This window comes from Xanthobacter wiegelii, from assembly GCF_043193855.2.
Lineage (GTDB): Bacteria > Pseudomonadota > Alphaproteobacteria > Rhizobiales > Xanthobacteraceae > Xanthobacter > Xanthobacter flavus_A.
On sequence record NZ_CM195529.1, the window covers coordinates 880,174 to 904,704 of the forward strand.

General features: G+C 69.9%; 15 protein-coding genes and 1 tRNA gene. 6 read left to right on the plus strand and 10 right to left on the minus strand.

The window, feature by feature from the left end; translation table 11 throughout:
* Positions 1-6 precede the first annotated feature (6 nt).
* Both V5F63_RS04065 and V5F63_RS04070 read left to right on the plus strand, forming a co-directional pair.
* Positions 7-1,254, plus strand: coding sequence for a Zn-dependent hydrolase (locus tag V5F63_RS04065; RefSeq protein ID WP_394101656.1), 1,248 nt, complete (start codon positions 7-9; stop codon positions 1,252-1,254).
* Positions 1,251-2,204, plus strand: a complete 954-nt coding sequence (locus tag V5F63_RS04070) for a cupin domain-containing protein (RefSeq protein ID WP_394101657.1) — start codon at positions 1,251-1,253, stop codon at positions 2,202-2,204. Before V5F63_RS04065 ends, V5F63_RS04070 begins: the two co-directional genes overlap by 4 nt.
* A gap of 2 nt (positions 2,205-2,206) precedes the next feature.
* On the opposite strand, the gene V5F63_RS04075 is transcribed toward V5F63_RS04070, so the two are convergent.
* The 8 genes from V5F63_RS04075 to V5F63_RS04110 all read right to left on the minus strand — a co-directional run bounded on the left by V5F63_RS04075 (position 2,207) and on the right by V5F63_RS04110 (position 13,752).
* On the minus strand, positions 2,207-2,836 hold the full coding sequence (locus tag V5F63_RS04075) for a glycosyltransferase (protein ID WP_394101658.1): 630 nt from the start codon (positions 2,834-2,836) through the stop codon (positions 2,207-2,209).
* A 92-nt stretch (positions 2,837-2,928) separates the two neighbouring features.
* Positions 2,929-3,117: a hypothetical protein gene (locus V5F63_RS04080; protein WP_209487827.1), complete on the minus strand. Its 189-nt coding sequence runs from the start codon at positions 3,115-3,117 to the stop codon at positions 2,929-2,931.
* Between the two features lie 233 nt (positions 3,118-3,350).
* A complete protein-coding gene (locus tag V5F63_RS04085) occupies positions 3,351-6,518 on the minus strand; it encodes an efflux RND transporter permease subunit (protein WP_394101659.1) in 3,168 nt (1,055 codons plus the stop codon).
* A gap of 4 nt (positions 6,519-6,522) precedes the next feature.
* Positions 6,523-7,575, minus strand: coding sequence for an efflux RND transporter periplasmic adaptor subunit (locus V5F63_RS04090; protein ID WP_394030441.1), 1,053 nt, complete (start codon positions 7,573-7,575; stop codon positions 6,523-6,525).
* Between the two features lie 309 nt (positions 7,576-7,884).
* Positions 7,885-10,173: a DUF3141 domain-containing protein gene (locus V5F63_RS04095; protein ID WP_394101660.1), complete on the minus strand. Its 2,289-nt coding sequence runs from the start codon at positions 10,171-10,173 to the stop codon at positions 7,885-7,887.
* Between the two features lie 10 nt (positions 10,174-10,183).
* Entirely contained in the window at positions 10,184-11,395 is a 1,212-nt protein-coding gene (locus V5F63_RS04100) for an acetate/propionate family kinase (protein ID WP_394101661.1), read from the minus strand.
* 4 nt (positions 11,396-11,399) lie between these two features.
* Entirely contained in the window at positions 11,400-12,392 is a 993-nt protein-coding gene (locus V5F63_RS04105) for a phosphate acetyltransferase (protein ID WP_209487832.1), read from the minus strand.
* Between the two features lie 298 nt (positions 12,393-12,690).
* The gene (locus tag V5F63_RS04110; protein ID WP_394101662.1) at positions 12,691-13,752 is read right to left on the minus strand and encodes an HAD family hydrolase; all 1,062 of its coding nucleotides are present in this window, start codon (positions 13,750-13,752) and stop codon (positions 12,691-12,693) included.
* A gap of 469 nt (positions 13,753-14,221) precedes the next feature.
* Here V5F63_RS04110 and V5F63_RS04115 point away from each other — a divergent pair, with 469 nt between their 5' ends.
* Together V5F63_RS04115 and pbpC are read left to right on the plus strand one after the other, a co-directional pair.
* A complete protein-coding gene (locus tag V5F63_RS04115; RefSeq protein WP_394101663.1) occupies positions 14,222-19,552 on the plus strand; it encodes an alpha-2-macroglobulin family protein in 5,331 nt (1,776 codons plus the stop codon).
* Positions 19,549-21,633, plus strand: coding sequence for a penicillin-binding protein 1C (pbpC, locus tag V5F63_RS04120; protein ID WP_394101664.1), 2,085 nt, complete (start codon positions 19,549-19,551; stop codon positions 21,631-21,633). The genes V5F63_RS04115 and pbpC overlap by 4 nt, the downstream gene beginning before the upstream one ends.
* Positions 21,634-21,752: 119 nt before the next feature.
* Here the strand turns inward: pbpC and V5F63_RS04125 are convergent, their stop codons facing one another.
* Positions 21,753-21,959: a DUF1127 domain-containing protein gene (locus V5F63_RS04125; RefSeq protein ID WP_209487835.1), complete on the minus strand. Its 207-nt coding sequence runs from the start codon at positions 21,957-21,959 to the stop codon at positions 21,753-21,755.
* Positions 21,960-22,227: 268 nt separating this feature from the next.
* Here V5F63_RS04125 and V5F63_RS04130 point away from each other — a divergent pair.
* Positions 22,228-22,301: transfer RNA gene (locus V5F63_RS04130), tRNA-Gln, on the plus strand.
* 355 nt (positions 22,302-22,656) lie between these two features.
* Positions 22,657-23,658: a hypothetical protein gene (locus V5F63_RS04135; protein ID WP_209487836.1), complete on the plus strand. Its 1,002-nt coding sequence runs from the start codon at positions 22,657-22,659 to the stop codon at positions 23,656-23,658.
* 65 nt (positions 23,659-23,723) lie between these two features.
* Here the strand turns inward: V5F63_RS04135 and pcaD are convergent, their stop codons facing one another.
* Positions 23,724-24,521: a 3-oxoadipate enol-lactonase gene (gene pcaD / locus V5F63_RS04140; protein ID WP_209487837.1), complete on the minus strand. Its 798-nt coding sequence runs from the start codon at positions 24,519-24,521 to the stop codon at positions 23,724-23,726.
* Positions 24,522-24,531: the final 10 nt, after the last annotated feature.

Consider the following 24,531-nt stretch of genomic DNA (forward strand, 5'->3'; position numbering starts at 1 on the left):
GCGATGATGAGCACGCCCGCCATCTCCCCCGACCGCCTCATGGCCCGCCTGATGCGGCTCGCCGAAATCGGTGCGCTGCCGCAGGGCGGGGTGGACCGGCAGGCGCTCACCGATGGCGAGATCGCGGCGTGGCGACTCATCCTGACATGGGCTGAAGCGGAGGGGCTGGAGGCGGCGTGCGATGATGCCGGCAGCCTCTTCCTCACCTGGCCCGGCGCCGACCGTGCCCTGCCGCCGGTGCTCGCCGGCAGCCATATCGACACCCAGCCCACCGGCGGCAAATATGACGGGGCGGCCGGGGTGATGGCGGCGCTGGAGGCGGTGGTGGCGCTGAAGCGCGCGGGCGTGACGCCCCGCCGCGATCTCACCGTGGTCGCCTGGATGAACGAGGAGGGCTCCCGCTTCGCCCCCGGCATGATGGGCTCGGAAGCCTTCGCCGGCGTGCGCGCCCTCGCCGAGATCCGCGCCGTGACCGATGCGGAGGGCGTGAGCGTCGCAACCGCGCTCGATGCGTTGCATGCCGCCTTCCCGGACCTGCCGCGCCGACCGCTCGGCTTTCCCGTCGCCGCCTATCTGGAACTGCATATCGAGCAGGGGCCGGTGCTGGAGGCGCGGGAGAAGGTGGTGGGTGTCGTCACCGGCATCCAGGGCAAGAAGACGTGGGAAGTCGTCGTCGAAGGCGCGCCCGGCCATGCCGGCACGCTGGCCATGGCGGAGCGCCGCGATGCGCTCGCCGCCTTCGCCCGCATGGCGCACCGGCTCTATCCGGAGGTCGGCGGTCACGACGAACAGGTCATGTTCACCATCGGCCGGCTCGTGATGGAGCCCAACGCCCCCTCCGTGGTGCCCGCCCGCGTCACCTTCCGGGTGGACCTGCGCCATCCCGACGGCGCGGCGCTGGACCTCTTGGGCGCCCGCTTCGGGGCCATCTGCGCGGAGGAGGCGGCACCCTGTCGTCTCGCCCTCACCCGCCTCGTGGATGCGCCGCCCAACGGCTTTGACGCGGGCCTGATGGCGAAGATAGCGGCCGCCGCCGAGCGTCACGCCATTCCGGCCATGCCCATCCTCTCCGCCGCCGGGCACGATGCGCGCCACCTCGCCAAGGTGTGCCCCAGCGCCATGATCTTCATTCCCTGCCGCGATGGCGTGTCCCACGCCGAGCATGAATTCGCCGAGCCCGCCCACATCGCCGCCGGCACGCAGGTGCTGGCCGACGTGCTGGGCGAGCTGGTCCGCGAGGAGACCGCATCATGAGCCAGCCCGCCGCCGTGCTTCAGAAACCCGATATGGCCGACCTGCCGGCCCAGCATCCCGCCACGCCGAGAAGCCCGGCCGAGGCGCGGGCGCGCTATTTCAATTCCGGCAACGCCTTCAACATCAAGCTGCCGCCGGTGCCGAGCCGCCTGTTCACGGACGAGCCGGCGCGCGCGCTGGCGGAGGGGACATCCACCGGCTTCATCCCCTGCGACCAGTCGGACGCGCTCACCTGCGGCTTCCCCGCCACCACGCCTCTGATGCTGGCGCGCTACGCCGTGGTAGAGGCCGGCGGGCGCTTCACGGCCGACCTGCGCGCGACCGGCTCCATCTGGTACGTGATCGCGGGACGGGGGCAGGTGGACTGCCTCGGCGACAGCCTTGCCGTCGCGCCGGGCGACGTGTTCCTGCTGCCGGGCTCGCCGGTGCGCATCACGGCCGGGGCGGAAAAGCTGGTGCTGTGGGTGGTGTCCAACGAGCCGCAGCTCGCCTTGAACGGCGACCTGCCGCCGGACGAGGCACGCCGCCCTGTGGCGGTGGTGCATTATCCCGCCGCCGAGATCGCCCGGCAGATCGACATCATCTACGACCACGCCCAGAACGGGGAGACCTCGGGCATCGCCCTCATCTTCTCGTCCGAGCCGCAGGCGGCGGCGCGCAACATCCTGCCGAGCCTGACGCTCTCGCTGAACACGCTGCCGCCCGGCGAGCACCAGCGGGCGCACCGGCACAATTCGGCGGCCATCACCCTCGTGCTCCAGGGCGAAAACTGCCACTCCATGGTGGACGGCGCCCGCTGCCCGTGGTCGCAATGGGCGACCCTGGTGACGCCGCCCGGCGCCCCCCACTCGCACCACAACGAGGGCAACGCGCGGGCGCTGTTCCTCATCGTGCAGGACGGCGGGCTGCACTACCACGCCCGCACCATGGGCTTCAGCTTTCTGGAGTGAGATCAGGCGGCCGGGGCGGACTCGGCCACCTTGCCCGTCTCGGGCAGCAGCACGCGGGGGCGCAGCACATGAATGCGGCGCCGGCCGATGCGCGCGACGAGGCGGCGTTCCGCCTTGGGGCCTTGAGGGTGGCCACCGAGCCGGTCGTAGTATCGGCGGGAAATGAGCAGCCCCTGGCCCGGCACCGGCAGGCCGATGACGGCGAGGCGCGCGGCGGCCATGGCTTCCCCGATGCGCGGGCGCAGGCCGTAGCCGTCCACGGCGAGGCGGAAGGTGGCGGCGAGCCGGTCCGCCTGCCCGCGCCTTTGGGCGGTCTCGATGAAGGCCAGCACCTCGCGCGGCCAGCCTTCCTCCAGCATGGAGCCGTCGGTGAGGAAGAGGAGCCAGGAGCCCCGGCCCTGCGCGGCGCCCTGCTTCAGCCGGAGGCCGATGTCCTGCGCGCCCTTGAAGAAGTTGCAGCCGGCGGCATCCGCGATGGTCGCGGTGCCATCGGTGGAGCCGGAATCCGCCAGCGTCACGTCGCTGAGCACGCCCGCCGTCACGCCCTGGACGAGCGCGGACAGGACCGGCACGAGCCGGCGCTCGGAATTGTGCGTTGCGATGACGGCGGACAGCACGGGAAACGTTCTCACGGGGAGTTTCCAGCTATACCGCTACCGGCGAGCGGCGTCGATGCCGCAATGCAACATTCCTGACGTATGCGTCAACGCACCCCGGCGGCGCCCTACTTGGGGCAGGGCACTTCCTTGTACACCGCGTCGGCGAACTGCTTCACCCCTACGTTGATGCGCAGCGGCGAGGTCCACGTCTGGTAGGTGACGATGCCGCGGGTCATGGAGATGACCTTGTAATTTTCGATGCCCTTCGTCTTGTAGCACTTTCCGGGCTGAATATCCTCTTCCTTCAAGGGCATGGCTGAAATCCACTGGCTATGGCAATGCCGCCAGTATGGGTTCGCCGGGGTGCCAAATCAAGAACGGCTCCGCCCGAGGTTGGGGCGGGACGGCCCCATCCGCCGTCATCGCCCGGCTGGTCCGGGCGATCCACGGTGTGGCCGGGCCGGGACCTCGGCCCATGAAGCCCTCTTTCGGCCCGGTGGATGCCCCGGACGCGCCGGGGCATGACGGCGCCTTTGAAGGAAACCCCTCAGTGCCCGCTGCCGGCTCCCGCCTCCGGCGCCGGCGGCGCCGCAACCTTCGGCCGGGCACCGGGGCGCAGCTTCTCGCGCAGGCCCTGGAACAGCACGTAGAGCGGCGGGATGACGAAGATGCCAAGGAAGGAGGCGGCGATCATGCCGCCGAACACCGGCGTGCCCACGTTCTGCCGCGCCATCTGCGCCGCGCCGGTGGCAACCACCAGCGGGTAGAGGCCGAGGATGAAGGCGAGCGACGTCATCATCACCGGCCGGAACCGGAGCCGCGAGCCCTCGGTGGCGGCCTGGAGCAGGTCCTCCCCATGCTCGCGCCGCTCCTTGGCGAACTCGACGATGAGGATGCCGTTCTTCGCCGCAAGGCCGATGAGCACGATCATGCCGATCTGCCCGTAGAGGTCGAGGGTGAGTTGCCCGATGACGATGGCCGCATAGGCGCCGAGCATGCCCACCGTGACGGAGAGCAGCACCGGCACCGGGATGGACCAGCTTTCATAGAGCGCCACCAGGAACAGGAAGGCGAACAGCACGGCGAAGGCGAGGATGGTGCCCGTCTTGCCCTCCGCCCGTTTCTCCTGGAACGAGGTGTCGGTCCACGCGCCGGAGAAGCCCTGCGGCAGGGTCTTCGCTGCCACCGCGTCCATGGCGGCGAGGGCCTGTCCGGAGGAGACGCCGGGGGCCGGCGTGCCCTGCACGGTCACCGCGCGCTTGTTGTTGTAGCGGATGAGGGCCGGCGGGCCGACCTCCACCCGCACCTCCACGATGGACCGGAGCGGGATCATCTCGCCTTTGTTGTTGCGGACATGGATGCGGTAGATGTCCTCCACGTCCTTGCGGTCCTCGCCCTCCGCCTGCACCTGCACCTGCCAGGTGCGGCCGTAGAGGTTCATGTCGTTCACATAGAGGCCGCCCAGCGAGGTCTGGAGCGCGGTGAACACGCTGTCGAGCGGCACGCCCAGCACCTGCGCCTTGTCGCGGTCGATGTCGAGCTGGAGCGAGGGGTTGGTGGCGGAATAGGTGGAGAACACGCGGGTGAGCTGCGGGTCCTGGTTGGCGGCAATCAGCAGGCCGCGCAGCACCTGCGCCAGCACCTTGGGATCGCCCGCGCGCAGATCCTGCAGCACGAAGGAGAAGCCGCCGCCGGTGCCGAGGCCGACGATGGGCGGCGGGCCCAGCGGCACCACCGTTCCGCCGGGGATCATCCGCATCTTCGCCCCGAGGCGCGCGAGCACCGCGTTGGCGCTCTCGTCCTTGCCCTTGCGCTCCTCGAACGGCTTCATGGTGACGACGATGAAGGCGGCGTTGGGCTGGGAGTAATTGTCGATGAAGTTGAGGCCGATGACGGAGGTGTAGTCCTCCACCGTGTGCTCTTCCTTCAGGATGGCCTCGGCCTTGCGGATCACCTCCGTGGTGCGCCCCACCGAGGCGCCGCCGGGCAACTGCACCACGACGAAGAAGGCGCCCTGGTCGTCCTCGGGGAGGAAGCCCGTGGGGGTGAGCTTCGACAGAGCGAAGATGCCGCCCGAGGCCACGAACACGCAGACGAGGCCGATGAGCGAGAAGCGCACGAGCCGCGCCACCACCGCGCCGTAGGTGTCGCGCACCTTGTCGATGCCGCGCATGACGTAGCCGATGGGCCCCTTCTTCGGCCCGTGGGAGGGCTTCAGCAGGATGCCGCACAGCGCCGGCGAGAGGGTGAGCGCGTTGATGGCCGAAAGGAACATGGCCACCGCCACCGTGATGGCGAACTGGCGGAACAGTTCGCCCGAGATGCCGGGGATGAAGGCCACCGGCACGAACACGGAGAGCAGCACCAAGGTGATGGCGATGATGGGGGCGGTGATCTCCGCCATGGCCTTCTTGGTGGCGTCGGCGGGGGAGAGCTCGGGATGCTCCTCCATCACGCGCTCGACGTTCTCCACCACCACGATGGCGTCGTCCACCACGATGCCGATGGCCAGCACGATGGCGAGCAGCGACACGGTGTTGGCCGAATAGCCGATGGCGTTCAGCACGATGAAGGTGCCAATCAGGCTCACCGGCACCGCCAGCGTCGGGATGAGGGTGGCGCGGAACGAGCCGAGGAAGAGGTAGACCACCAGCACCACGAGGATGAAGGCCTCGATGAGCGTCTTCTGCACCTCGTGGATGGTGTCGGTGACGAACACGGTGGGGTCGTAGGTGACCTTCCAGGCGAGATCGTCCGGGAAAGCCTTGGCCAGTTCGTCCATGCGGGCGCGGATGGCGCCGATGGTGGTGATGGCGTTGGCGCCGGGCGACTGGTAGAGCGCCAGCACCGCCGAGGGGCCGCCGTTGAACAGGGTCTCGCGGTCGAGGTTCGAGGCGCCGAGTTCGAGGCGCGCCACGTCGCCGAGGCGCAGCACCGAGCCGTCGTCATTGGTGCGCAGGACGATGTTCTCGAATTCCGCGATGCTGGAGAGCCGGCCCTTGGTGCGCAGGTTCAGCTGCAATTGCTGGTCGTCCGCCACCGGCCGCGCGCCGAGGCGGCCCACGGCGGCCTGGATGTTCTGCGAGCGGATGGCGTTCACCACGTCCTCGGCGGTGAGGCCGAGGCCGGTGAGGCGGTCGGTCTTCACCCAGGCGCGCATGGCATAGTCCTGCGGACCCCACAGGGCCGCGTCGCCGACGCCGGGGATGGACTTCAACTCGTCGAGGATGTTGATGGTGACGTAGTTGGAAATATAGAGCGGATCCCAGGTCTTCTTGGGCGAATAGATCGCCAGCACGCCGAGCAGCGCCGACGACTTCTTCTTCACCGTCACGCCCTGGCGCTTCACGTCCTCCGGCAGCTTGGAGAGCGCGACCTGCACCCGGTTGTTCATGTTGACGGTGTTGATGTCCGGGTCGGTGCCCAGCTCGAACGAGCCGGTCAGCGTGTAGGACCCGTCGTCGCCGGACACGCTCTTCATGTAGATGAGCTTGTCCACGCCCACCACCTGCGCCTCGATGGGCTGGGCGACGGTGGAATCCACCACCTCGGCGGAGGCGCCGGGATAGAAGGTGGTCACCGACACCTGCGGCGGGATGATGTCGGGATATTGCGACACGGGGATCGCGAAGAGGGAGAGCAGGCCGGCGATCACCGTGACGATGGCGATGACGATGGCGAGCCGCGGGCGGTCGACGAAGACGGAGGAGAACATGGGCTCAGCCCTTCAGGCCGACGACGGGGGTCGCGCGCACGGGGGCGCCGGGGCGTAGCGCCTCGAAGCCGTCCACGATCACCGGCTCGCCGGCCTTGATGCCCTCCACGATGATGTTGCTGCCGACGTTGCCGCCCGGCTTCACGCGCCGCACCACCGCCTTGCCGTCCTCCACCACGAAGACATAGACGCCGGCCTGATCGGCGATGAGCGCCGCCTGCGGGATGACGATGCGCTCCTCCGGCTTGCCGGACTTCAGCTCCACCCGCACCAGTTGCCCGTCCACCAGCTGGCCCTTGGGGTTGGGCACGTCGGCGCGCATCACCACGGTGTCCGTGGTGCGGCTCACCGAGACGTCGATGAAGTTGATGCGCCCCACCTCGCCATAGAAGGTGCCATCGGGAAACTTGATGCGCACCTCCACGTTGGAGAGGTCCACCTTGCCCTCGTCCTTCTGCGCTTCCTGATAGTCGCGCTGGCTCACCGGGAAGGTGACGTACATGGGGTTCTGGCTCACCACCGTGGCGAGCGGGCCGCTGTCCGGGCCGATGATGTGGCCGCGGGTGAAGGCGGTGCGGCCGATGCGGCCGGTGATGGGGGAGACGATGTCGGTGTAGCCGAGATTGAGCTTCGCCGTGTTCAGCGCCGCCTCGGCGGTGAGCAGCGCGCCCTTGGCGCTCTCCTCGTTGGCGATCGCCTGGTCGCGGGCGACCGCCGTGCCGGCATTCTTGGCGAGCAGTTCCTCGGCCCGCTCGCGCTGGATCTTGGCGAGGGTCAGGGCGGCCTTGGCCCGCTCCACGTCGCCTTCCGCCTGCTGCACGTCGGCCTGGAAGGGCGGCTTCTCGATGCGGTAGAGGGGCTGGCCCTCCTTCACCGTCTCGCCGTCCTTGAACAGGACGGCCTCCAGCATGGCCTTCACCCGGGCGCGGATGTCCACCCGCTCGGGCGCCTCCACGCGGCCGACGAATTCCATGGCGTCGGCGACGGGCTTCAGCTCGGCGGCGACCACACCCACGGGGATTGGTCCTTGCTGGGCATGGGCGGGAAGCGCGCCCATGAGCGTGGCGCCGAGCAGCACGGCGGCGCCCCACCGCGCGGGACGAACGGATTTCGAACGCGCCGGCGCCCGGCGAACGATGATGCCCATGGCTTTCCCCAGATCGGCCGGACGATGCCGTTCAGGCGACGTGCCGGACCCCGCAACCTTGCCGCAGCGCCGTCTCACACCCCTGCAGCGCCGCGCTTGCGCGCACAGTAGCACCATGGGCGGGGCCGGCAATGAACCTGTCTCGTCCCTGCGCTTGGCACAGGGGGCGCGCCGGGCCAATTGCCATTTGACGCCAGCCGGCGGTTCTCGCCGCTCGTCTCAGGCCACGTTGAGCGGGAAAGGCACCACCTGCGCGCCCGTCTGTGCGTGCGTCTCCTGCGCGGCATCCGCCGCCAGCACCGCGCGCACCTCGTCCACCACTGAGGCAGCCTCTGGGGCGATGTCCATGTTGGCGGTGAGCCGGTCGAGCATGGCGAGGAGGCGCGAGCGCTCCTGCGGCGTCTTCAGCAGCGCCGGCAGGGTGGCGATGGCCGCCGCCTCGTTACGGTCCACGATGATGGACTGGCGGCGGATGATGGCCTGCGCCACATCGGACGGCAAAGCGAGCAGCCCCAGCTCGTAGCCCACCAGCTCGCGGATCTGCTTCAGGGTGGAAAGCCGGCGCTCGTTGCCGCCGCGCTTGAAGCCGATGAGCGCCACGCGCACGCCGGCATCGGTGAAGCCGCCTTCTCTTATGGCGGCGAGCGCGGCCGCGACCTCGGCCGGCGGCTGCTCGACCAGCGCTGCGGCGGTGGCCGGCGCGGTGAGGTCCGGGTCCAGCATGGCGGCGGTGCCGTAGAGGCGGAAGAATTCGGTCTCCACCATCGCGTCGCGCAGGCGGCGATAGAGGTCCCACCCGGCGGTGATGGAGGTGGCGGCGAAATGTTCTCCGGCCACATGCACGCCCTTGTCGTCGCGCGGGGTGCGCTGGCTGCGGGCGAAATCGGCCAGCGGCGCCATCGCCTTGAGCCATGGATTGAGATCGGACAGGCCCCAGCGCACCGCGCGCAGCGGATGCACGGCGCGCACGAGGCGGCCCATCTCCGGCGTCACCACGGCGGCGAGCGCGGGATGGACAAAGGTCTCGTAAAGCCGCGAATTGGTCTGCGAGACGTTGGCCACCACCTCGAACGGGATCTCGTCCTTGCGGTTATACTTCTGCAGCACCGCGAGATCCTCCACCCGGCGCTCGGTGAGGGTCACGTCATACTTCACCTCGGGGCCGGAGCGGTCCTCCTCGATCTTCATGCCGTAGAGGCCGGGCGGCAGCGCCTCCACATAATCGAGAAGGTCCACGATCTGCGCATGCTCGCGCCGGGCGATGGCGCCGGAGACGAAGATGCCGAGATGGCCCACGCTCTCATGCATGAGGCCGACGATGACCTGGCCGGAATCCTTCAGCGCCTGGGTGGTGGGGTAGAGGTCCGCCACCCAGTTGATGGCCTGCTGGGGCGGGGTGATGTTGTCGCCCAGCGAGGCGAAGACGATGATGGGCGAGCGCACGGCCTTCAGGTCGAAACTCTTGCCCGGCGCCCATTCCGCCTTGCCGGCGGCGAGCCGGTTGCCGACGAAGAGGTTCTCGACGATCCAGCGGATCTCTTCCCGGTTCATCAGGAAGTAGCCGCCCCACCAGCGCTCGAATTCGAGAAAGCGCGGTGGCTCGGTGTCGATCTTGGAGTAGAGCGAATAGTATTTGGTGAAATACGTATTCGCGGGGTTGAGATACTCGAAATTGTCCACCAGATAGGCGCCGTCGAAGACGCCGCCGCCGAGGTCCGCCGCGAGCGAGGCGGTCCAGGCCCCGCCCAGCACGCCGCCGGCATAGCGCATGGGATTCTCGGCATCGTTGCCGGCCCAGTAGGACATGGGCGCGCCGTTCACCACGATGGGCCCCACATTGTCCGGGTCCAGCGCGGCGACCAGCATGGCCGCCCAGCCGCCCTGGCAATTGCCCATCACCACCGGCCGCTCGCGGGTGGGATGGCGCTCGCGCACGAGGCGCACGAACTCGGATTCCGCCAGCGACACGTCCGCCAGCGTCTGCCCCGGCACCGGCTCGGGGAAGAAGATGACCATGTAGACCGCATGGCCCGCCTTCAGCGCGAAGCCGACTTCCGACTCCTTCTTGAACCCGCCGATGCCCGGCCCGTGGCCGGCGCGCGGATCGATGATGAGGAAGGCGCGCTTCTCGGGATCGACCGTCACGCCGTCCGGCGGCAGGATGCGCACGAGAGCGTAATTGCAGGGCCGCGCGAAGGTGCGGGCATCCGCCACCATCTCATGGTCGAAGGCGAGCAGCGGCGGCTTGCCGGCCTTTTCGTGCGCGATCCAGTTGTTGCCGCGCTGGCGCATCGTGTCCCAGAAGATCAGCGAACGCTGGGCGGCGTCGAAGGCGTAGGAGACGCTGTCGCGCCATGCCTCGGCCGGGGTCTGGGGACGGCCGGCGGCGGCGAAGGCGGAGGCCGCCTCGCGCATGGCGGCGCCATAGGCCGAGACCGCCTCGCCGATGCGCAGGCGGTAGATTTCCGCCACCCGGCCGTAGACCTTCATCATGTCCATGGGATGCATGGGAGCCTCCTCAGGCCGAAGTCCTGTCGGCAGCCGTATGCGACAGCACCTGCCGCATCTCGCGCACGATGGTCCATTCCTCGTCGGTGGGGATCACATAGGCCTGCGGGCCGCTACCCCGCGTGATGCGGGTGGCGCCGGCGCGGTTGGCCTCGGCGTCCAGCTCGAAGCCGGCCCAGGCGGCGGCGCGGATCACCTCGGCGCGGGTCTCGGCATCGTTCTCGCCGATGCCGGCGGTGAAGACGAGGGCATCGATGCCGCCCAGCGCCGCCACCAGCGAGCCGAACTCACGGTTGATGCGGTAGACGAACAGGTCGATGGCCCGCCGCGCCCCCGCATCCGTCTCGCAGCGCTCGCGCAGCACGCGCATGTCGTTGGAGACGCCGGAGACGCCGACGAGCCCGCACTTGGTATAGAGGAAGTGCTCAGCCTCCTCCGCGCTCATGCCCATCTCGCGCTGGAGATAGAAGACCACGCCGGGATCGATGCTGCCGCTGCGCGTGCCCATCACCAGCCCGTCGAGGGCCGAGAAGCCCATGGTGGTGGCAATCGAGCGCGACGCCTCATAGGCGCACAGGCTTGCCCCGTTGCCGAGATGCGCCGCCACCACCCGCCCCTTGGCGAGGCGCGGGTCGACCTTGGGAAACTGGGTGGCGAGAAAAGCGTAGGACAGGCCGTGGAAGCCGTAGCGCTTCACCCCCGCATCGGTCATCGACTGGGGAATGGCGAACATCTGCGCCAGTTCCGGCTGGGTGCGGTGGAAGGCGGTGTCGAACGCCGCCACCTGCGGCAGGCCGGGCACGCGGCGGGCAATGATGCGGATGGGTTCCAGGCTCTTCGGCTGGTGCAGGGGCGCGAGCGGGGAGAGGGTGTCCAGCTCGTTGATGATGGCGGGCGTCAGCTCCACCGCATGGGTATAATGCGGGCCGCCATGCACCACGCGGTGGCCCACGGCGGCGAGCTGGTGGCCGCCCCGGTGGGCGCCGAGCCAGTCGGAGAGATAGGCCAGCGCCTCCTCGAAGCCGAACGCGGTCTGGCCGGCCCAGTGCTCTTCCCCGACGGTCGCGCCCTCGTGATCCTTGACCTTGAAGTGCGGGTCAGTGCCCAGCCCCTCGAACAGGCCGCGATAGATGCGGTTGGGCACGTCCGCGCCATCGTCCAGAAACACCTGGAACTTGAGGCTGGAGGAGCCGGCGTTGAGGACGAGTTGCACCTTTGCCATGGGTTCAGCCCTCCAGCGCCTTGGCGGCCGCCCGCGCGGAGGCCTGTTGCGCGGCGGCGAGCAGGGCTGCCACGGCGCAGGAGGCGAGGCGGGTCGTCGCCGAATCCGCCCGGCTGGTGAGGATGATGGGCACCCGCGCCCCCACCACGATGCCCGCCGCATCGGCGCCGGCGAGGAAGGAGAGGCTTTTCGCCAGCATGTTGCCGGCTTCGAGGTCCGGCACCACCAGCACGTTGGCCCGCCCCGCCACGGGGGAAGAGATGTGCTTGATGGCCGCCGAGCCAAGGTCGATGGCATTGTCCAGCGCCAGCGGCCCGTCCACGATGCCGCCGGTGATCTGGCCGCGATCGGCCATCTTGCACAGGGCCGCCGCCTCGATGGTGGAGGGCACGGCGGGGTTCACCGTCTCCATGGCGGAGAGGATGGCCACCCGCACCTCCGGGAAGGAGAGCGCGTGCGCCAGCTCGATGGCGTTCTGCACGATGTGCGCCTTGTCCTCCAGCGAGGGGGCGATGTTGATGGCGGCGTCGGTGATGATGAGCGCGTCCGGATGGCTCGGCACGTCCATGATGAAGCAGTGGCTGATGCGCCGCGCCGTGCGCAGGCCGGTGTCGCGGGCGACCACGGCGCCCATCAGCTCGTCGGTGTGCAGGCTGCCCTTCATGAGGGCGTCGGCCTCGCCGCAGCGTACCAGCGCCACCGCCTTCTCGGCCGCCTCGTGGCTGTGGGCGGCGGGCACCTGACGCACGCCGGACAGGTCGAGCCCGCCGCCGGCCGCCGCCGCCGCGATCTTGGCCGGGGGGCCGACGAGGATGGGCTCGATCAGCCCGAGGCCGGCCGCCTCCAGCGCCGCGCGCAGGGAAACGTCGTCGCACGGATGGGCGACCGCCACCCGGAGCTTCGGCAGCGCCTGCGCCGCCGCGATGAGGCGATCGTACTTGGCATGGCGCGTTTGCTGGGCGTCCTGAGCCGCCGCCGCGGCCAAATGAGCGGTCATGTGCGCTCTCCCTCGTGCCGCCGTCCGGGCCGGCCAGGGGGCAGGGCCTCCGCACGGATGCTCGCCCCAAGCTGTCGGCCGGCAGCGTCTCCCCTTCCATGATGCAGATCAAGGGGCGCGTGCGCGGGGCGCGAGATGGTGTTCGGGTGCGGGACGGTCAGAAAAATCCGGCCGGGCGCCTGCGGGGAAGCGGCGGCCCGGCCGGCGCTTCCCGGGAGGTCTCGGTTCAGCGCGACGCCATGGTCCACGGACCGGGTCCGCGCCGCATCCCCAAAATGGAGGAGGACGTTACGGCGCCTCACGGTTCGAAGGCGAACACCTTCTTCCAGTCGTCCTTCATGGAAATGACGAACCAGCCGCGCGCCTTGGCCTCGTCATAGAGCTTCTGCGTGAAGGTGCCGACCTCGGAGTTCGGCAGGCCCTGCGCCGGGCCGTAGGCGAATTCGCGCTTGCCGTCGTCGTGCAGCACGAGGGCAGCGAAGCGCGCGCCCTTGCCGGCCTTGGTATATTCCAGCATCTGCCGGTCGCCGGTGGAATTGCCGAAGGCGGCAATGGGGCGCTTGCCGATGACGAGGTGGATGCCCTCCGGCTTGCCGCCGTACACGTCCTCGAACAGAACGGCCGGTTCCAGCCGCAGCACCGGGCGGCCGGAGGCATCATAGCCGAAGCGCACCGCGTCCGGCGTGCCCACCACCTGCTCGGGCGGGATGCCATAGAGCTTCTCGGCAAAGGCGCGCACGAAATCCTGCCCGCCGCCGGTGACGATATAGGTGCGGAAGCCGTTGGCGCGCAGCAGCTGCAGCACCTCCTGCATGGGCTGGTAGGTGAGCTCGGTGTGCGGGCGGTTGAGCACCGGATTGCGGGCGGTGGCCATCCAGTCCTGCACGGCGGTGCGAAGCTCCTCCACCGTGAGGGATTCCAGCGTCAGCATGATGATCTTCATGAAATCGCCGGAGGAGAGCTTGCCCAGGGCTTCCTCACTGGCCTTTTCGTCACCGGAAATGGCGGTGCGGAACGGTTCTTCGGTGTTCAGGGCCGGATTGGCCTTCGCCATCGCGCGCACGCGGGCGGCGGCGAAGGCGACCTCCGTATAGACCGGCTGTTCCACCCACAGCGTGCCGTCCTGGTCGAAGGTGGCGATGCGGTCGGCGGGGGCGACGAAGTCCGGTCCGCCGGGGGTGGTGACGGCCTTCACGAAATCGAGGATGCCGGTCTTGGTCGCCCCGGCGTTCCAGGAGGGGAGGGGGTCGGCCACCTGCGCGAGGGTGGGGAGGGAAAGCCCGGCGCAGAGAAGACCGGCGGCGAGGACAGCGGCGCGGGCAAGCGGCCGCAGGCCGGCGGAAAATCTCAACGACACCATGGATCAAGCCCCCCGCGCCCTGTCGCGCCGCCCCGCATGTTGCCCGATTCTGCGACGCCTGCGCGACGGCTTCAAGCCGGGATCGTCGCCGCATGGACTCCCTCTCCCCTTGCGGGAGAGGGCCGGGGTGAGGGGTGGTTCTCTCCCCCTTCACCAGAACCGGGACGGCGGCGCCAGCCCCCTCACCCCCGCCCCCTCTCCCGCAAGGGGAGAGGGGAGTCCGGTCCCCGCACAGCGAATAACTGACGTTCCGCAAACGTCCCTCTTGGCGAGCGGCTCGGGTTGCGCATAGATGGCGGTGCGGGGTCGGGCTGCGTCGTTCCGGAACGGGGATGACGGGCACCGGTCGGTCATTTCTCGTGAGGGGGCCGGTCGAACGATCTGCGGGCAGGAGCCGCTCTCCGGAGCTGTCCCGCCGCATCGCACGCCTCGCCTCCCGCAACGGTGCTGTGCACCGAGGGAGCGGTCCATGGACCTTCGCCGTCGTCTCCTCAATATCCGCCGCAACCGCGCCCCTTTGCCCACGCGCTTCGGCCTCGCATTCGCGCTCATGGCGAGCGTGCTCACGGCCGGCGCGGTTCCCGGCACCCCCGCCTTCGCCCAGCAGGCGCGCCCGCAAACCCCCGCCGCCCAGCCCGCGCCCGCGCAGCCGGCCACCCCGCTGCCGCCCCGCGCGGCGAGCCAGAAGACCTTCCAGCGGCAGGACCTGATCGCCGGCGCCCGGCGCTACGAGCGCCTGCTGCGCCGCGAGGCGACCGCCCCCACCGGCCCCATCGACAAGGCGCGGCGCGACGCGGCGCAGGCGTTCCAGCGCAACGATGCCCGCGCCGCGGCCGAGCTTTATGCCGGCCTCGCGCTGGTGCAGGCGCAGGACCCCGCCATCTGGATGCGCCTCGCCCGCTCGCTCGCCGCCATCAAGCCCACGGACGACGAGGACGCCTCCACCTTCATCGACAATGCGCTGGCCGCCGCCTTCATCGCCTACCGCCGCGCCGCGACGCGGGTGGAGGAGGGGGAGGCGCTTTCCTTCATCGGCCATGTCTATGCGGACCGGCGCCTGTGGCAGCCGGCCATCGACACCATGAAGCTGGCCCTCGACCTGCGCGACACCCCCGCCGACCGCGCGTTCTACGACAAGCTGAAGGACGAGCACGGCTTCCGGCTGGTGGATTATTCGGTGGAATCCGACGCGGTGACGCCCCGCGCCTGCGTGCAGTTCTCCGAGGACATTGCCCCCGGCACCGATTTCGCCGCCTTCGTGCAGGTGGGCGGAATGGACAAGCCCGCCATCACCGGCGAGGCGCGGCAGATCTGCGTGGAAGGCCTCAAGCACGGCTCGCGCTACACCCTCGCGGTGCGGCCGGGCGTGCCCTCGGCCAATGGCGAGAAGCTGAAGAGGGCGACCGAGCTTTCCATCTATGTGCGCGACCGCCAGCCCTCCGCCCATTTCTCCGGCCGCAACTATGTGCTGCCGCGCACGGGCCAGAAGGGCATCCCCGTCACCTCGGTGAACACGCGGGAACTGAAGATCAAGGTGCTGCGCATCGGCGACCGGGGCCTCGTGCCCACCGCCATCCAGGGCGAGTTCCGCCAGGGCCTCGACGGCTATGTGCGCGAGCGGCTCGCCGAGGGTGCGGCCATCGAGGTGTTCTCCGGCACGCTGGAGGTGGACGGCGCGCTGAATGCCGACGTGGTGACGGCGATCCCCGTCAACGAGGCGGTGGGCAAGCTGGAAGCCGGCGTCTACGCCATGACCGCCGAGCCGCGCGAGACCTCGGGCGAGGACGATTACGGCAGCCTCGCCACCCAATGGTTCATCGTCTCCGACCTCGGCATGACCGCGCTTGCGGGGCCGGATGGCGTCCACGTTCTGGTGCGCTCGCTCGGCGGCGCCGAGCCGGTGGCCGGGGCAGACGTGACGCTGGTGGCCCGCTCCAATGAGGTGCTGGGCACCGCGAAGACCGACGCCAGCGGCTATGCCCGCTTCGATGCCGGCCTCTCGCGCGGCCCCGCCGGCATGGGACCGGAGGTGGTGACGGCGCGCGCCGCCAACGGCGACTACGCCTTCCTCTCCATGAAGGAGAATGCCTTCGACCTCACCGACCGGGGCGTCTCCGGCCGCGAGGCGCCCGGCGCGCTGGATGCCTTCCTCGCCACCGAGCGCGGCGTCTACCGCTCCGGCGAGACGGTGCATCTCACTGTCCTTTTGCGCGACGCGACGGGCAATGCGGCGCCGAATGTGCCGCTCACCGTGCAGCTCGTGCGGCCCGATGGCGTCGCCGACCGTCGCGTGGTGGTGCAGGACCAGGGCGCGGGCGGGCGCACCCTCGACCTGCCGATCCTCAAGGGTGCCATGACCGGCACCTGGCGGTTGAAGGCGCTCACCGATCTCAAGGCCCCGGCCATCGGCGAGGTGACGTTCCTCGTGGAGGATTACGTCCCCGACCGGGTGGAGTTCGACCTCACCGCCCGCGCGCCGCGCCTGCCGCGCGACAAGGCGGTGGAGGTGCTGGTGGACGGGCGCTTCCTGTTCGGCGCCCCCGCCTCCGGCCTCGACGTGGAGGCGGAGACCGAGCTGCGCGCCGCAGCCAACCGGCCGGGCTTCGCCGGCTACGCCTTCGGCAATGCGCAGGACGAGGTTCTGGCCGAGCGCCAGCCCACCGCCGACGCCCCCGTCACCGACGCGCGGGGCCGCGCCACGCTCCGCCTGCTGGCCGGCGACCTGCCGAAGACCGCCCGTCCGCTGGAGATGGAGGCCTTCGTGCGCCTCGTGGAGGCCGGCGGCCGCGCCGTCCAGCGCACCATCGTGCTCCCGCTCGCCCCGGCCGGCAGCCAGATCGGCGTGAAGCCGCTCTTCGCCGATCGTGTCCGCGAGGGCGAGACGGCCAATTTCGACGTGGTGGTGGCCGGCGTGGACGACAAGCTCCTCGCCTCGCCGGGATTGACGTGGAAGCTCTCGCGCATCGAGACGCGCTACCAGTGGTACCGCGTGAGCGGCTCGTGGGATTATGAGCCGGTGAAGACCGTGACCCGCATGGGCGGGGGCACCATCGCCACCACCGCCGACGGGCCGGCGCGCCTCTCCGTGCCCACCCAGTACGGCCGCTACCGCCTCGACCTCTCGGGCGACGGCCTGCCGCTCACCTCCCTCACCTTCGAGGCCGGATTCGGCGGCGACGGCAATGCCGATACGCCGGACCGCCTCGAACTCACCCTCGACAGAGAGGCCTACGCCGCCGGCGACACGCTGGAAGCGACCGTCACCGCCCGCACGGCCGGCACCGCGACCGTGATGGTGGTGAATGACGGCGTCCGCGCGCAGCAGGTGCTGCAGGTGCAGCCGGGCGCCGCCAAGGTCAGCTTCAAGGTGGATGGAAATTGGGGGCCGGGGGCCTATGTGGTCGCCTTCCTCCACCGCCCGCTGGATGTTCAGGCGAGCCGCATGCCCGGCCGCGCCATGGGGCTCTCGTGGTTCTCGGTGGACAAGGCGGCGCGCACCCTGAAGGTGGAGCTGTCCCCGCCCGCCGAGATGCGCCCCAACACCACCCTCGCCATTCCGGTGAAGGTGTCGAACCTGCCGGCCGGCGAGAAGGCCTATGTGACGGTGGCGGCGGTGGATGTGGGCATCCTCAACCTCACCGGCTACAAGCCACCCGCGCCGGACAACGTCGTGTTCGGCCAGCGCCGGCTCGCCGCCGACATCCGCGATTTCTACGGCGCGCTCATCGACGGCATGCAGGGCGCTGCCGGCCGGCTGCGCTCCGGCGGCGACGGCGGCGAGGGGCAGATGATGGCGAGCCCGCCGCAGGGCCCGCCCGTGGCGCTGTTCTCCGGCCTCGTGGAAGTGGGGGCGGACGGCACCGCCACCGTCTCCTTCCCCGTGCCCGCCTTCGACGGCACGCTCCGGGTGATGGCCATCGCCTGGAGCCAGAACCGCCTCGGCCATGCCGCCGCCGACGTGGTGGTGCGCGACAAGGTGGTGATGCTGGCCACTTTGCCGCGCTTCCTCGCCTCCGGCGACCGCTCCAGCTTCAATCTGGACCTGACCAATGTGGAAGGCCCGGCGGGCGAGTACCGGCTGGAGGTGACCGCCACCGGCGCCGCCGCCGTCACCGGCGCCGTGCCGGCCATCACGCTGGCCCAGAAGCAGCGCCAGTCGGTGCGGCTCGCGCTGGAGGGCCGGGGCGTCGGCCCCGCCACCCTCACGGCACGGCTGACGGGGCAGGGCATCGACATCACCCGCTCGTTCCAGATGCAGGTGCGCCCGGCCTATCCGGACATCGAGCGGCGCACGGTGCGCAACCTTGCCCCCGGCGAGAGCATCAGCGTGTCGCGCGATCTCCTCGCCGACCTCCTGCCGGGCACCGGCAGCGTGGCGGTGAGCGTGTCGCCCTCCAGTGCCATCGACGTGCCGGCGCTGCTGGCGGCCCTCGACCGCTACCCCTATGGCTGCACCGAGCAGGTGACGAGCCGCGCCCTGCCGCTGCTCTCCTACAACGAGCTGTCCGTTCTCGTGGGCCGGGCGGCCGATCCCGAGGCCGACCAGCGCATCCGCGACGCCATCGTCCGCGTGTTCTCGCGGCAGGGGTCGGACGGCTCGTTCGGCCTGTGGTCGGCGGGGGGCAGCGATACGTGGCTCGACGCCTATGTGGTGGATTTCCTCACCCGCGCGAAGGAGAAGGGCTTCGCAATTCCCGACCAGGCCTTCTCGCTGGCGCTGGACCGGCTGCGCAACACGGTGAACCTCGCGGGCGCCGACATGCGCTCCGCCAGCGAGGGGCTGGCCTATGCCCTCTATGTGCTGGCCCGCAACGGCCGCGCGCCGCTGGGTGATCTGCGCTACCTCGCCGACACGCGGTTGAAGGACCTCTCCTCGCCCCTCGCCCGCGGGCAGGTGGGCGCGGCCCTCGCGCTGCTGGGCGACCGCACCCGCGCGGAACGGGCCTTCAACGTGGCGCTGGAGGGCATCCCCGCCAGCGCCACCGCGCCGGAGATCGGCCGCGCCGATTTCGGATCGGTGCTGCGCGACGCCGCCGCCCTCACGGTGCTCGCCCGCGAGGCGGGGCTGGAGAAGGTGGCCGCCGTGGCGCTCGCCCGCGTGGATGCGGCCCGCGTGCGCACGGAGCGCACCTCCACGCAGGAGAATGCGTGGCTGCTGCTCGCCGCCCGCACGCTTGCCGCCAGCGCCGCCAACATGACGCTGGAGGTGGACGGCGGGCTCAACCGCGGCCCCTTCGGCAGCAAGCTCTCGCGGGCCGATCTGGAGCGCGGCCCGCTCACGGTGCGCAATGCGGGCACCGAAGCGGTGAAGGTGGTGGTGGGCGTCAACGGCGCCCCCGTGGCGCCCGAGCCTGCCATCTCCAAGGGCTTCACGCTGGACCGCAAGTATTTCACCCTCGACGGCAAGCCCGCCGACCCGACGAAGGCGGTGCAGAACCAGCGCTTCGCGGTGGTGCTCACCTTCTCGGAGGAGAAGAGCGCGCTCGCCGACGTGCTGCTGGTGGACTACCTGCCGGCGGGCTTCGAGATCGAGAACCCCAACCTCATCAAGGGCGGCGACGGCGGCTTCACCTGGCTCGACGAGACCAGCGAGGCCGGCCATGTGGAGTTCCGCGACGACCGCTTCGTCGCCTCGGTGACGCGGGAGGAGGGCGATGAGCCCTTCGTCGTCGCCTATACGGTGCGGGCGGTCTCGCCCGGCCGCTACGCCCATCCGCCGGCCATGGTGGAGGACATGTACCGCCCCGACCGCTTCGCCCGCACGGCGGCCGGCAGCATGGAGGTCGCGCCCGCCCGATGAGCGAGCTGCCCGCGCCCCTCCCGCCTCCTGTCCCCCGGCGCCGCTGGCGCTGGATGGCGGGCGCGGCGGCGCTCGGCCTCGTGCTAACGGTGGGGGCCGGTGCGGCCGGCCTCGCCGTCCTTCGCGCCAACGCGCCGCCGCCCCCCGAGCCGAAGGTCTCGGCCGAGGTGGTGGACAAGGAGGGCCGCCTGCTGCGCCCCTTCGCTTTGCCGGACGGGCGCTGGCGCCTCGCCGCCTCCGCGAGCGATGTGGACCCGCGCCTCGTCGCCATGATCCTCGCCTATGAGGACCGGCGCTTCCGTGACCATAGGGGCGTCGATGCCCTCGCTTTGCTGCGCGCGGCGGGGCAGGCGGCGGGATCGCTGCGCGTCGTCTCCGGCGGCTCGACGCTGAGCATGCAGGTGGCGCGCCTGACCCTGCCGCCGCGCGCCCGCACGATGGATGCCAAGCTGGCCCAGATGCGCCGCGCGCTGGAGCTGGAGGCGCGGCTCTCCAAGGACGAGATCCTCTCGCTCTACCTCACCCTCGCGCCCTATGGCGGCAACATCGAGGGGGTGCGCGCGGCCTCGCTCACCTATCTCGGCAAGGAGCCCCGCCGGCTGACGCTGGGCGAGGCGGCGCTGCTGGTGGCCTTGCCCCAATCCCCCGAGACGCGCCGGCCCGACCGCTATCCCGTCCGCGCGAAGGCGGCGCGCGACCGCGTGCTGGACCGCCTCGCCGCGCAGGGCCTCCTCGCGCCGGACGAGGTGCGCGTCGCCAAGGCCGAGGCCGTGCCCACGGCCCGCCGGCCCCTGCCGCAGATCGCGCCGCACCTCTCCGAGGAGATGGCGGCGGAGCGGCCGGACCTCGCCCGCCACCTCTCCACCCTCGACGCGCCTTTGCAGGAGCGGCTGGAAGAGCTGGTGCGCGAGCGCACCCGCACGCTGGGGCGCGGGCTCTCCGCCGCCATCGTGGTGATGGACAATGACAGCGCCGAGGTGCGCGCCTATGTGGCCGCCGCCGATTATTTCGACAGGGACCGCGCGGGTGCCGTGGACCTCGCCCGTGCCGTGCGCTCGCCGGGCTCCACGCTCAAGCCCTTCATCTATGCGCTGGCCTTCGAGGACGGCATCGCCCATCCCGAGACTTTGATCGAGGACCGGCCCGCCCGCTTCGGCGCGTGGCGGCCGGAGAATTTCGACCGCACCTTCCAGGGCACCCTCTCCGTGCGCAAGGCGCTGCAATTGTCCCTGAACGTGCCGGCGGTGCGGCTGCTGGAAGCGGTGGGGCCGCAGAGGCTCGCGAGCCGCATGCAGCAGGCGGGCGGGCGGCTGGAACTGCCCCCCGGCGCCGCGCCGGCCCTGCCCATGGGCCTCGGCGGCGTGGGCATCCGCCTCATCGACCTCACCACCCTCTATGCAGCTTTGGCGCGGGGCGGGGAGGCTCATGCCCCGGTCTTCCGCCGGGGCGACGGGGCGGTGGCGGCGCCGCGCAAGGCCCGCCTCGTGGACGAGGTGGCCGCCTGGTATGTGGGCCAGTGTCTTCTGGGCACGCCGGCGCCCGAGAATGCGCTCGGCGGGCGTATCGCCTTCAAGACCGGCACCTCCTACGGCTATCGCGACAGCTGGGCGGTGGGCTTCGACGGGCGGCGCACGGTGGGCGTCTGGGTCGGCCGGCCGGACGGGCAGGCGGTGCCCGATCTCACCGGGCGGGCGGCGGCGGCGCCTCTGCTGTTCGACGCCTTCGCCCGCATCGTCCGAACCCCCGCGGGCCTCGCCGCCGCCCCGCGCGGAGCCGTGATGGCCGGCAACGCAAGGCTTCCCCCGCCGCAGCGGCATTTCGGCCGGGCGCGTCAGGAGCAGGCGCTGGAGGTGGTCTATCCGCCAGATGGCGCGCGGGTCGCCTCGGAGGGGGCGGAGACGCTGGCGCTCAAGGTGGACGGCGGCACCTTCCCCTTGACCCTGCTCATGGACGGCCGCCCGGTGGCGCGGGTGGAGGACCGCCGCACCCTGTTCTGGACCCCGCCCGGCCGCGGCTTCGCCCGCCTCACCGTCATCGATGCGGACGGCCGCAGCGACAGCGTGACGGTGAAGGTGGAGTAGGGGCAAAAGAAAAAACCCGCTGCCTTGCGACAGCGGGTTGAGGCACTGGGAGGAAACGCGGAAGACAGGGACTTAAAGCCGGCCGCCGCGAGACCGCGCGGCCGGGCCTTCAGGAATTCTCAGAAGCCGCGGGCAACAGCCTGGGCGATGCGCTGACGGTCGAGGCCCATCTCGGCGAGCTCGCTGTTGGAGCGGCGAGAGAGATACTCGTAGCGCTCCGACATGGCGCGGGCTTCGGCGATGGCGTCGAAGAAGTCGCCGACCGCATTGCCGATGCGACCGAAGAAGCCGGTTTCGCGGGGAGCATGTGCAGTGATCGTGACCATTTTCGCCTCCGTTTGATGAGGGGAAGATAGGGCATCAGCGTGCGTTGCAACATAGCGAATTGTGCATGGCACCATTGCGTATGACGTATACCAATAGGCAGTCAGGTCCGATTGCCGCCGAACGCTGCCGATACTCCCGGTGCTACCCCTCTCGAAAAGGGGGTGTGAATGACGCTGAATCGGGAGTTGAACCCGGCGATCGAATTGCGTATAGAGCCCACCTGCCTCGGCAGACCCTCCCGCCTCCGCTCCTGCGGACGCCGGGTGTTGGGGGATAGTTCAACGGTAGAACCGCGGACTCTGACTCCGTTAATCCTGGTTCGAATCCAGGTCCCCCAGCCAAATTCGCTTCTTGGACAAGACGAGGTGCCGAAGCCGATGTAATAGCGGTCGCTTTCGTGCGATTGCGCGTCGGGCCTCTTCTCTTCTTGACGCTCGCGTTCTGGCGAATGGCCTTGGCTGCAGCGTGAGAATTCTGGCGCCGAGCTGCACGGTCTTTACGATCCTCGACGAATACGTGCCGGCTACGGGATTATCTGGCTTGCCGTTCTGATTTTCCTTCAGCGGCCGGCGGGGGCGCGCGAAGGTATATACTAAAAGTTGTTTTATTTCGATATACAATTCAATTGTCCAGTGGTCCTGTGATGCGGCGCGGGGGCGCCGGACCTCTGGAAAAAGCCAATTGGGGGAGGGGCTTATGACCTTAAGCGATGTCCTCACGATCACCATCGCGCTGGTGCTCACCTACACCATGATGAGTCTGCTCGTCTCCACCGTTCAGGAGCAGGTCGCCGCCATCTTCAAGAACCGCCAGAAGGGCCTCGAAGCCGCCATCCGCGAACTGGTCGCCCCGGACGGGACAACCAATGGGCAGCTGCGCCAAATAGCTGAGGAATTATATGGACATGCCCTGGTTGGTGGGACGAGCCCGAAGGGCAGGCCGTCCTACGTGCCGGCGCGGAATTTCACCCTCGCCCTCCTCTCCCTCGTCAGCCAGGGATCTCAGGCGGATACCATGGTCGACATCCGCAAGACGGTGGGGGCCCTGCCGGATGGTAAGCTGAAGCAAGCCCTTACTACGCTTATGGAAAGCGCTGGCGCTGACCTCGATTCCTTCCGGGCTGCGGTGGATGGCTGGTACGATCAGGCCATGGACCGGCTCAATGGCCAGTACAAGCGCCATACCCAAGCCTGGCTGGTGGCCATCGGCTTCCTCCTCGCCGCCGCCCTGAACGTGGATACCTTCACCCTCGTGGATGCGCTGATGAAAAGCCCCCAGTTGCGGGCCGAGCTTCAGCTGAAGGCGGAAGTCTTTTCGAAACAAGGGCTTCCGCCCGATGGGGATATCTCCGTTTCGCGCATTCTGTCCGATCTGGCGCCACTGCCGATCGGCTGGCATTTTTGTCCGTCCGGCGCTCAACAAACCGGTGCGGAGGCCGCCAAGCCGTCAATTTCCGCAACGCCGCCAACAGGTTCGACCCGTTGCGTTTCACCGGAGCGCCTCGTGCGCGCGGAGCTGCGCTGGACGGATGCGCTGAATGTCGCCGGGTGGCTCCTGACCGCCATTGCGATCTCCTTTGGTGCGCCGTTCTGGTTCCAGCTCCTCAACCAACTGGTGAACCTGCGCGCCGCAGGCCCCCCGCCGGAGGTCAAGCCGGAGGCGAAGCCCGATGCCAAAGGCGGCAGGGCCGGGAGCTGAGAACGTTCCCCAATCGGGAGTGCTTGCGTGGCACAGCCCGATCGGCCTGTCAGGTCAATACCTTGTCACGCGCCCAGATGCTCCAGCAGCGCGCGGGCGAGCGCTTCCGGCTGCTCCACGCAGGGGATGTGTGAGGCCTCTGCGATCACCTCCAGCCGCGCGCCGGGAATGGCCGCCGCCATGGCTTCGGCCGCCGCGGGCGGGGTGGAGGGGTCCTTGTCGCCGACCACGACCAACGTCGGCGCGGAAATGCGGCCGGCGGAGGCGGTCAGGTCGGCGTCGCGCACCGCCATGGCACAGCCCACATAGCCTTCCAGTGTCGTGCGGGCGACCATGTTGGCATAGCCGCGGACGATGTGCGGCACCCGCTCGCGGAAGCCGTCGGTGAACCACCGGGCCATGACGCCGGGTGCGATGGCGGGGAGCCCGTCGCGGCGGATGACGGCGAGGCGCTCGTTCCACACCGAGGCGGGGCCGATCTGCATGGCGGTGTCGCACAGGACAAGGCGGTCCACCCGCGCCGGCGCATGGGCCGCCAGATGCTGGGCCACCATGCCGCCGATGGACAGGCCGCACACATGGGCCTGTTCGATGCCTAGAGAATCGAGCAATCCCAGCGCATCGCCGGCAAGGGTGGCAATGGAATAGCCGGTATTCTCATCCGGCAGCGGGGCAGCGTCGGAGAGGCCGTGACCGCGCATGTCGTAGCGCAGCACGCGGAAGCGGGAGGTCAGCGCCGGCATCACCGCGTCCCAGACGAGGAAGCTGGTGCCGAGCGAATTGGCGAGCAGCAGGACCGGTGCGCCTTCCGCCCCTTCGAGCGCGTAATGGGTGGTGCGACCGTCGATGGCGATAAAGGGCATCCGGGTCTCC

Coding starts and splice junctions, on each gene's coding strand:
- V5F63_RS04110 (WP_394101662.1), bottom strand. CDS start 13,752: ATGGTGTCGTTGAGATTTTCCGCCGGCCTGCGGCCGCTTGCCCGCGCC.
- pbpC (WP_394101664.1), top strand. CDS start 19,549: ATGAGCGAGCTGCCCGCGCCCCTCCCGCCTCCTGTCCCCCGGCGCCGC.
- V5F63_RS04090 (WP_394030441.1), bottom strand. CDS start 7,575: ATGGGCGCGCTTCCCGCCCATGCCCAGCAAGGACCAATCCCCGTGGGT.
- V5F63_RS04070 (WP_394101657.1), top strand. CDS start 1,251: ATGAGCCAGCCCGCCGCCGTGCTTCAGAAACCCGATATGGCCGACCTG.
- V5F63_RS04085 (WP_394101659.1), bottom strand. CDS start 6,518: ATGTTCTCCTCCGTCTTCGTCGACCGCCCGCGGCTCGCCATCGTCATC.
- V5F63_RS04080 (WP_209487827.1), bottom strand. CDS start 3,117: ATGCCCTTGAAGGAAGAGGATATTCAGCCCGGAAAGTGCTACAAGACG.
- V5F63_RS04135 (WP_209487836.1), top strand. CDS start 22,657: ATGACCTTAAGCGATGTCCTCACGATCACCATCGCGCTGGTGCTCACC.
- V5F63_RS04095 (WP_394101660.1), bottom strand. CDS start 10,173: ATGCATCCCATGGACATGATGAAGGTCTACGGCCGGGTGGCGGAAATC.
- V5F63_RS04065 (WP_394101656.1), top strand. CDS start 7: ATGAGCACGCCCGCCATCTCCCCCGACCGCCTCATGGCCCGCCTGATG.
- V5F63_RS04105 (WP_209487832.1), bottom strand. CDS start 12,392: ATGACCGCTCATTTGGCCGCGGCGGCGGCTCAGGACGCCCAGCAAACG.
- V5F63_RS04115 (WP_394101663.1), top strand. CDS start 14,222: ATGGACCTTCGCCGTCGTCTCCTCAATATCCGCCGCAACCGCGCCCCT.
- V5F63_RS04100 (WP_394101661.1), bottom strand. CDS start 11,395: ATGGCAAAGGTGCAACTCGTCCTCAACGCCGGCTCCTCCAGCCTCAAG.
- pcaD (WP_209487837.1), bottom strand. CDS start 24,521: ATGCCCTTTATCGCCATCGACGGTCGCACCACCCATTACGCGCTCGAA.
- V5F63_RS04125 (WP_209487835.1), bottom strand. CDS start 21,959: ATGGTCACGATCACTGCACATGCTCCCCGCGAAACCGGCTTCTTCGGT.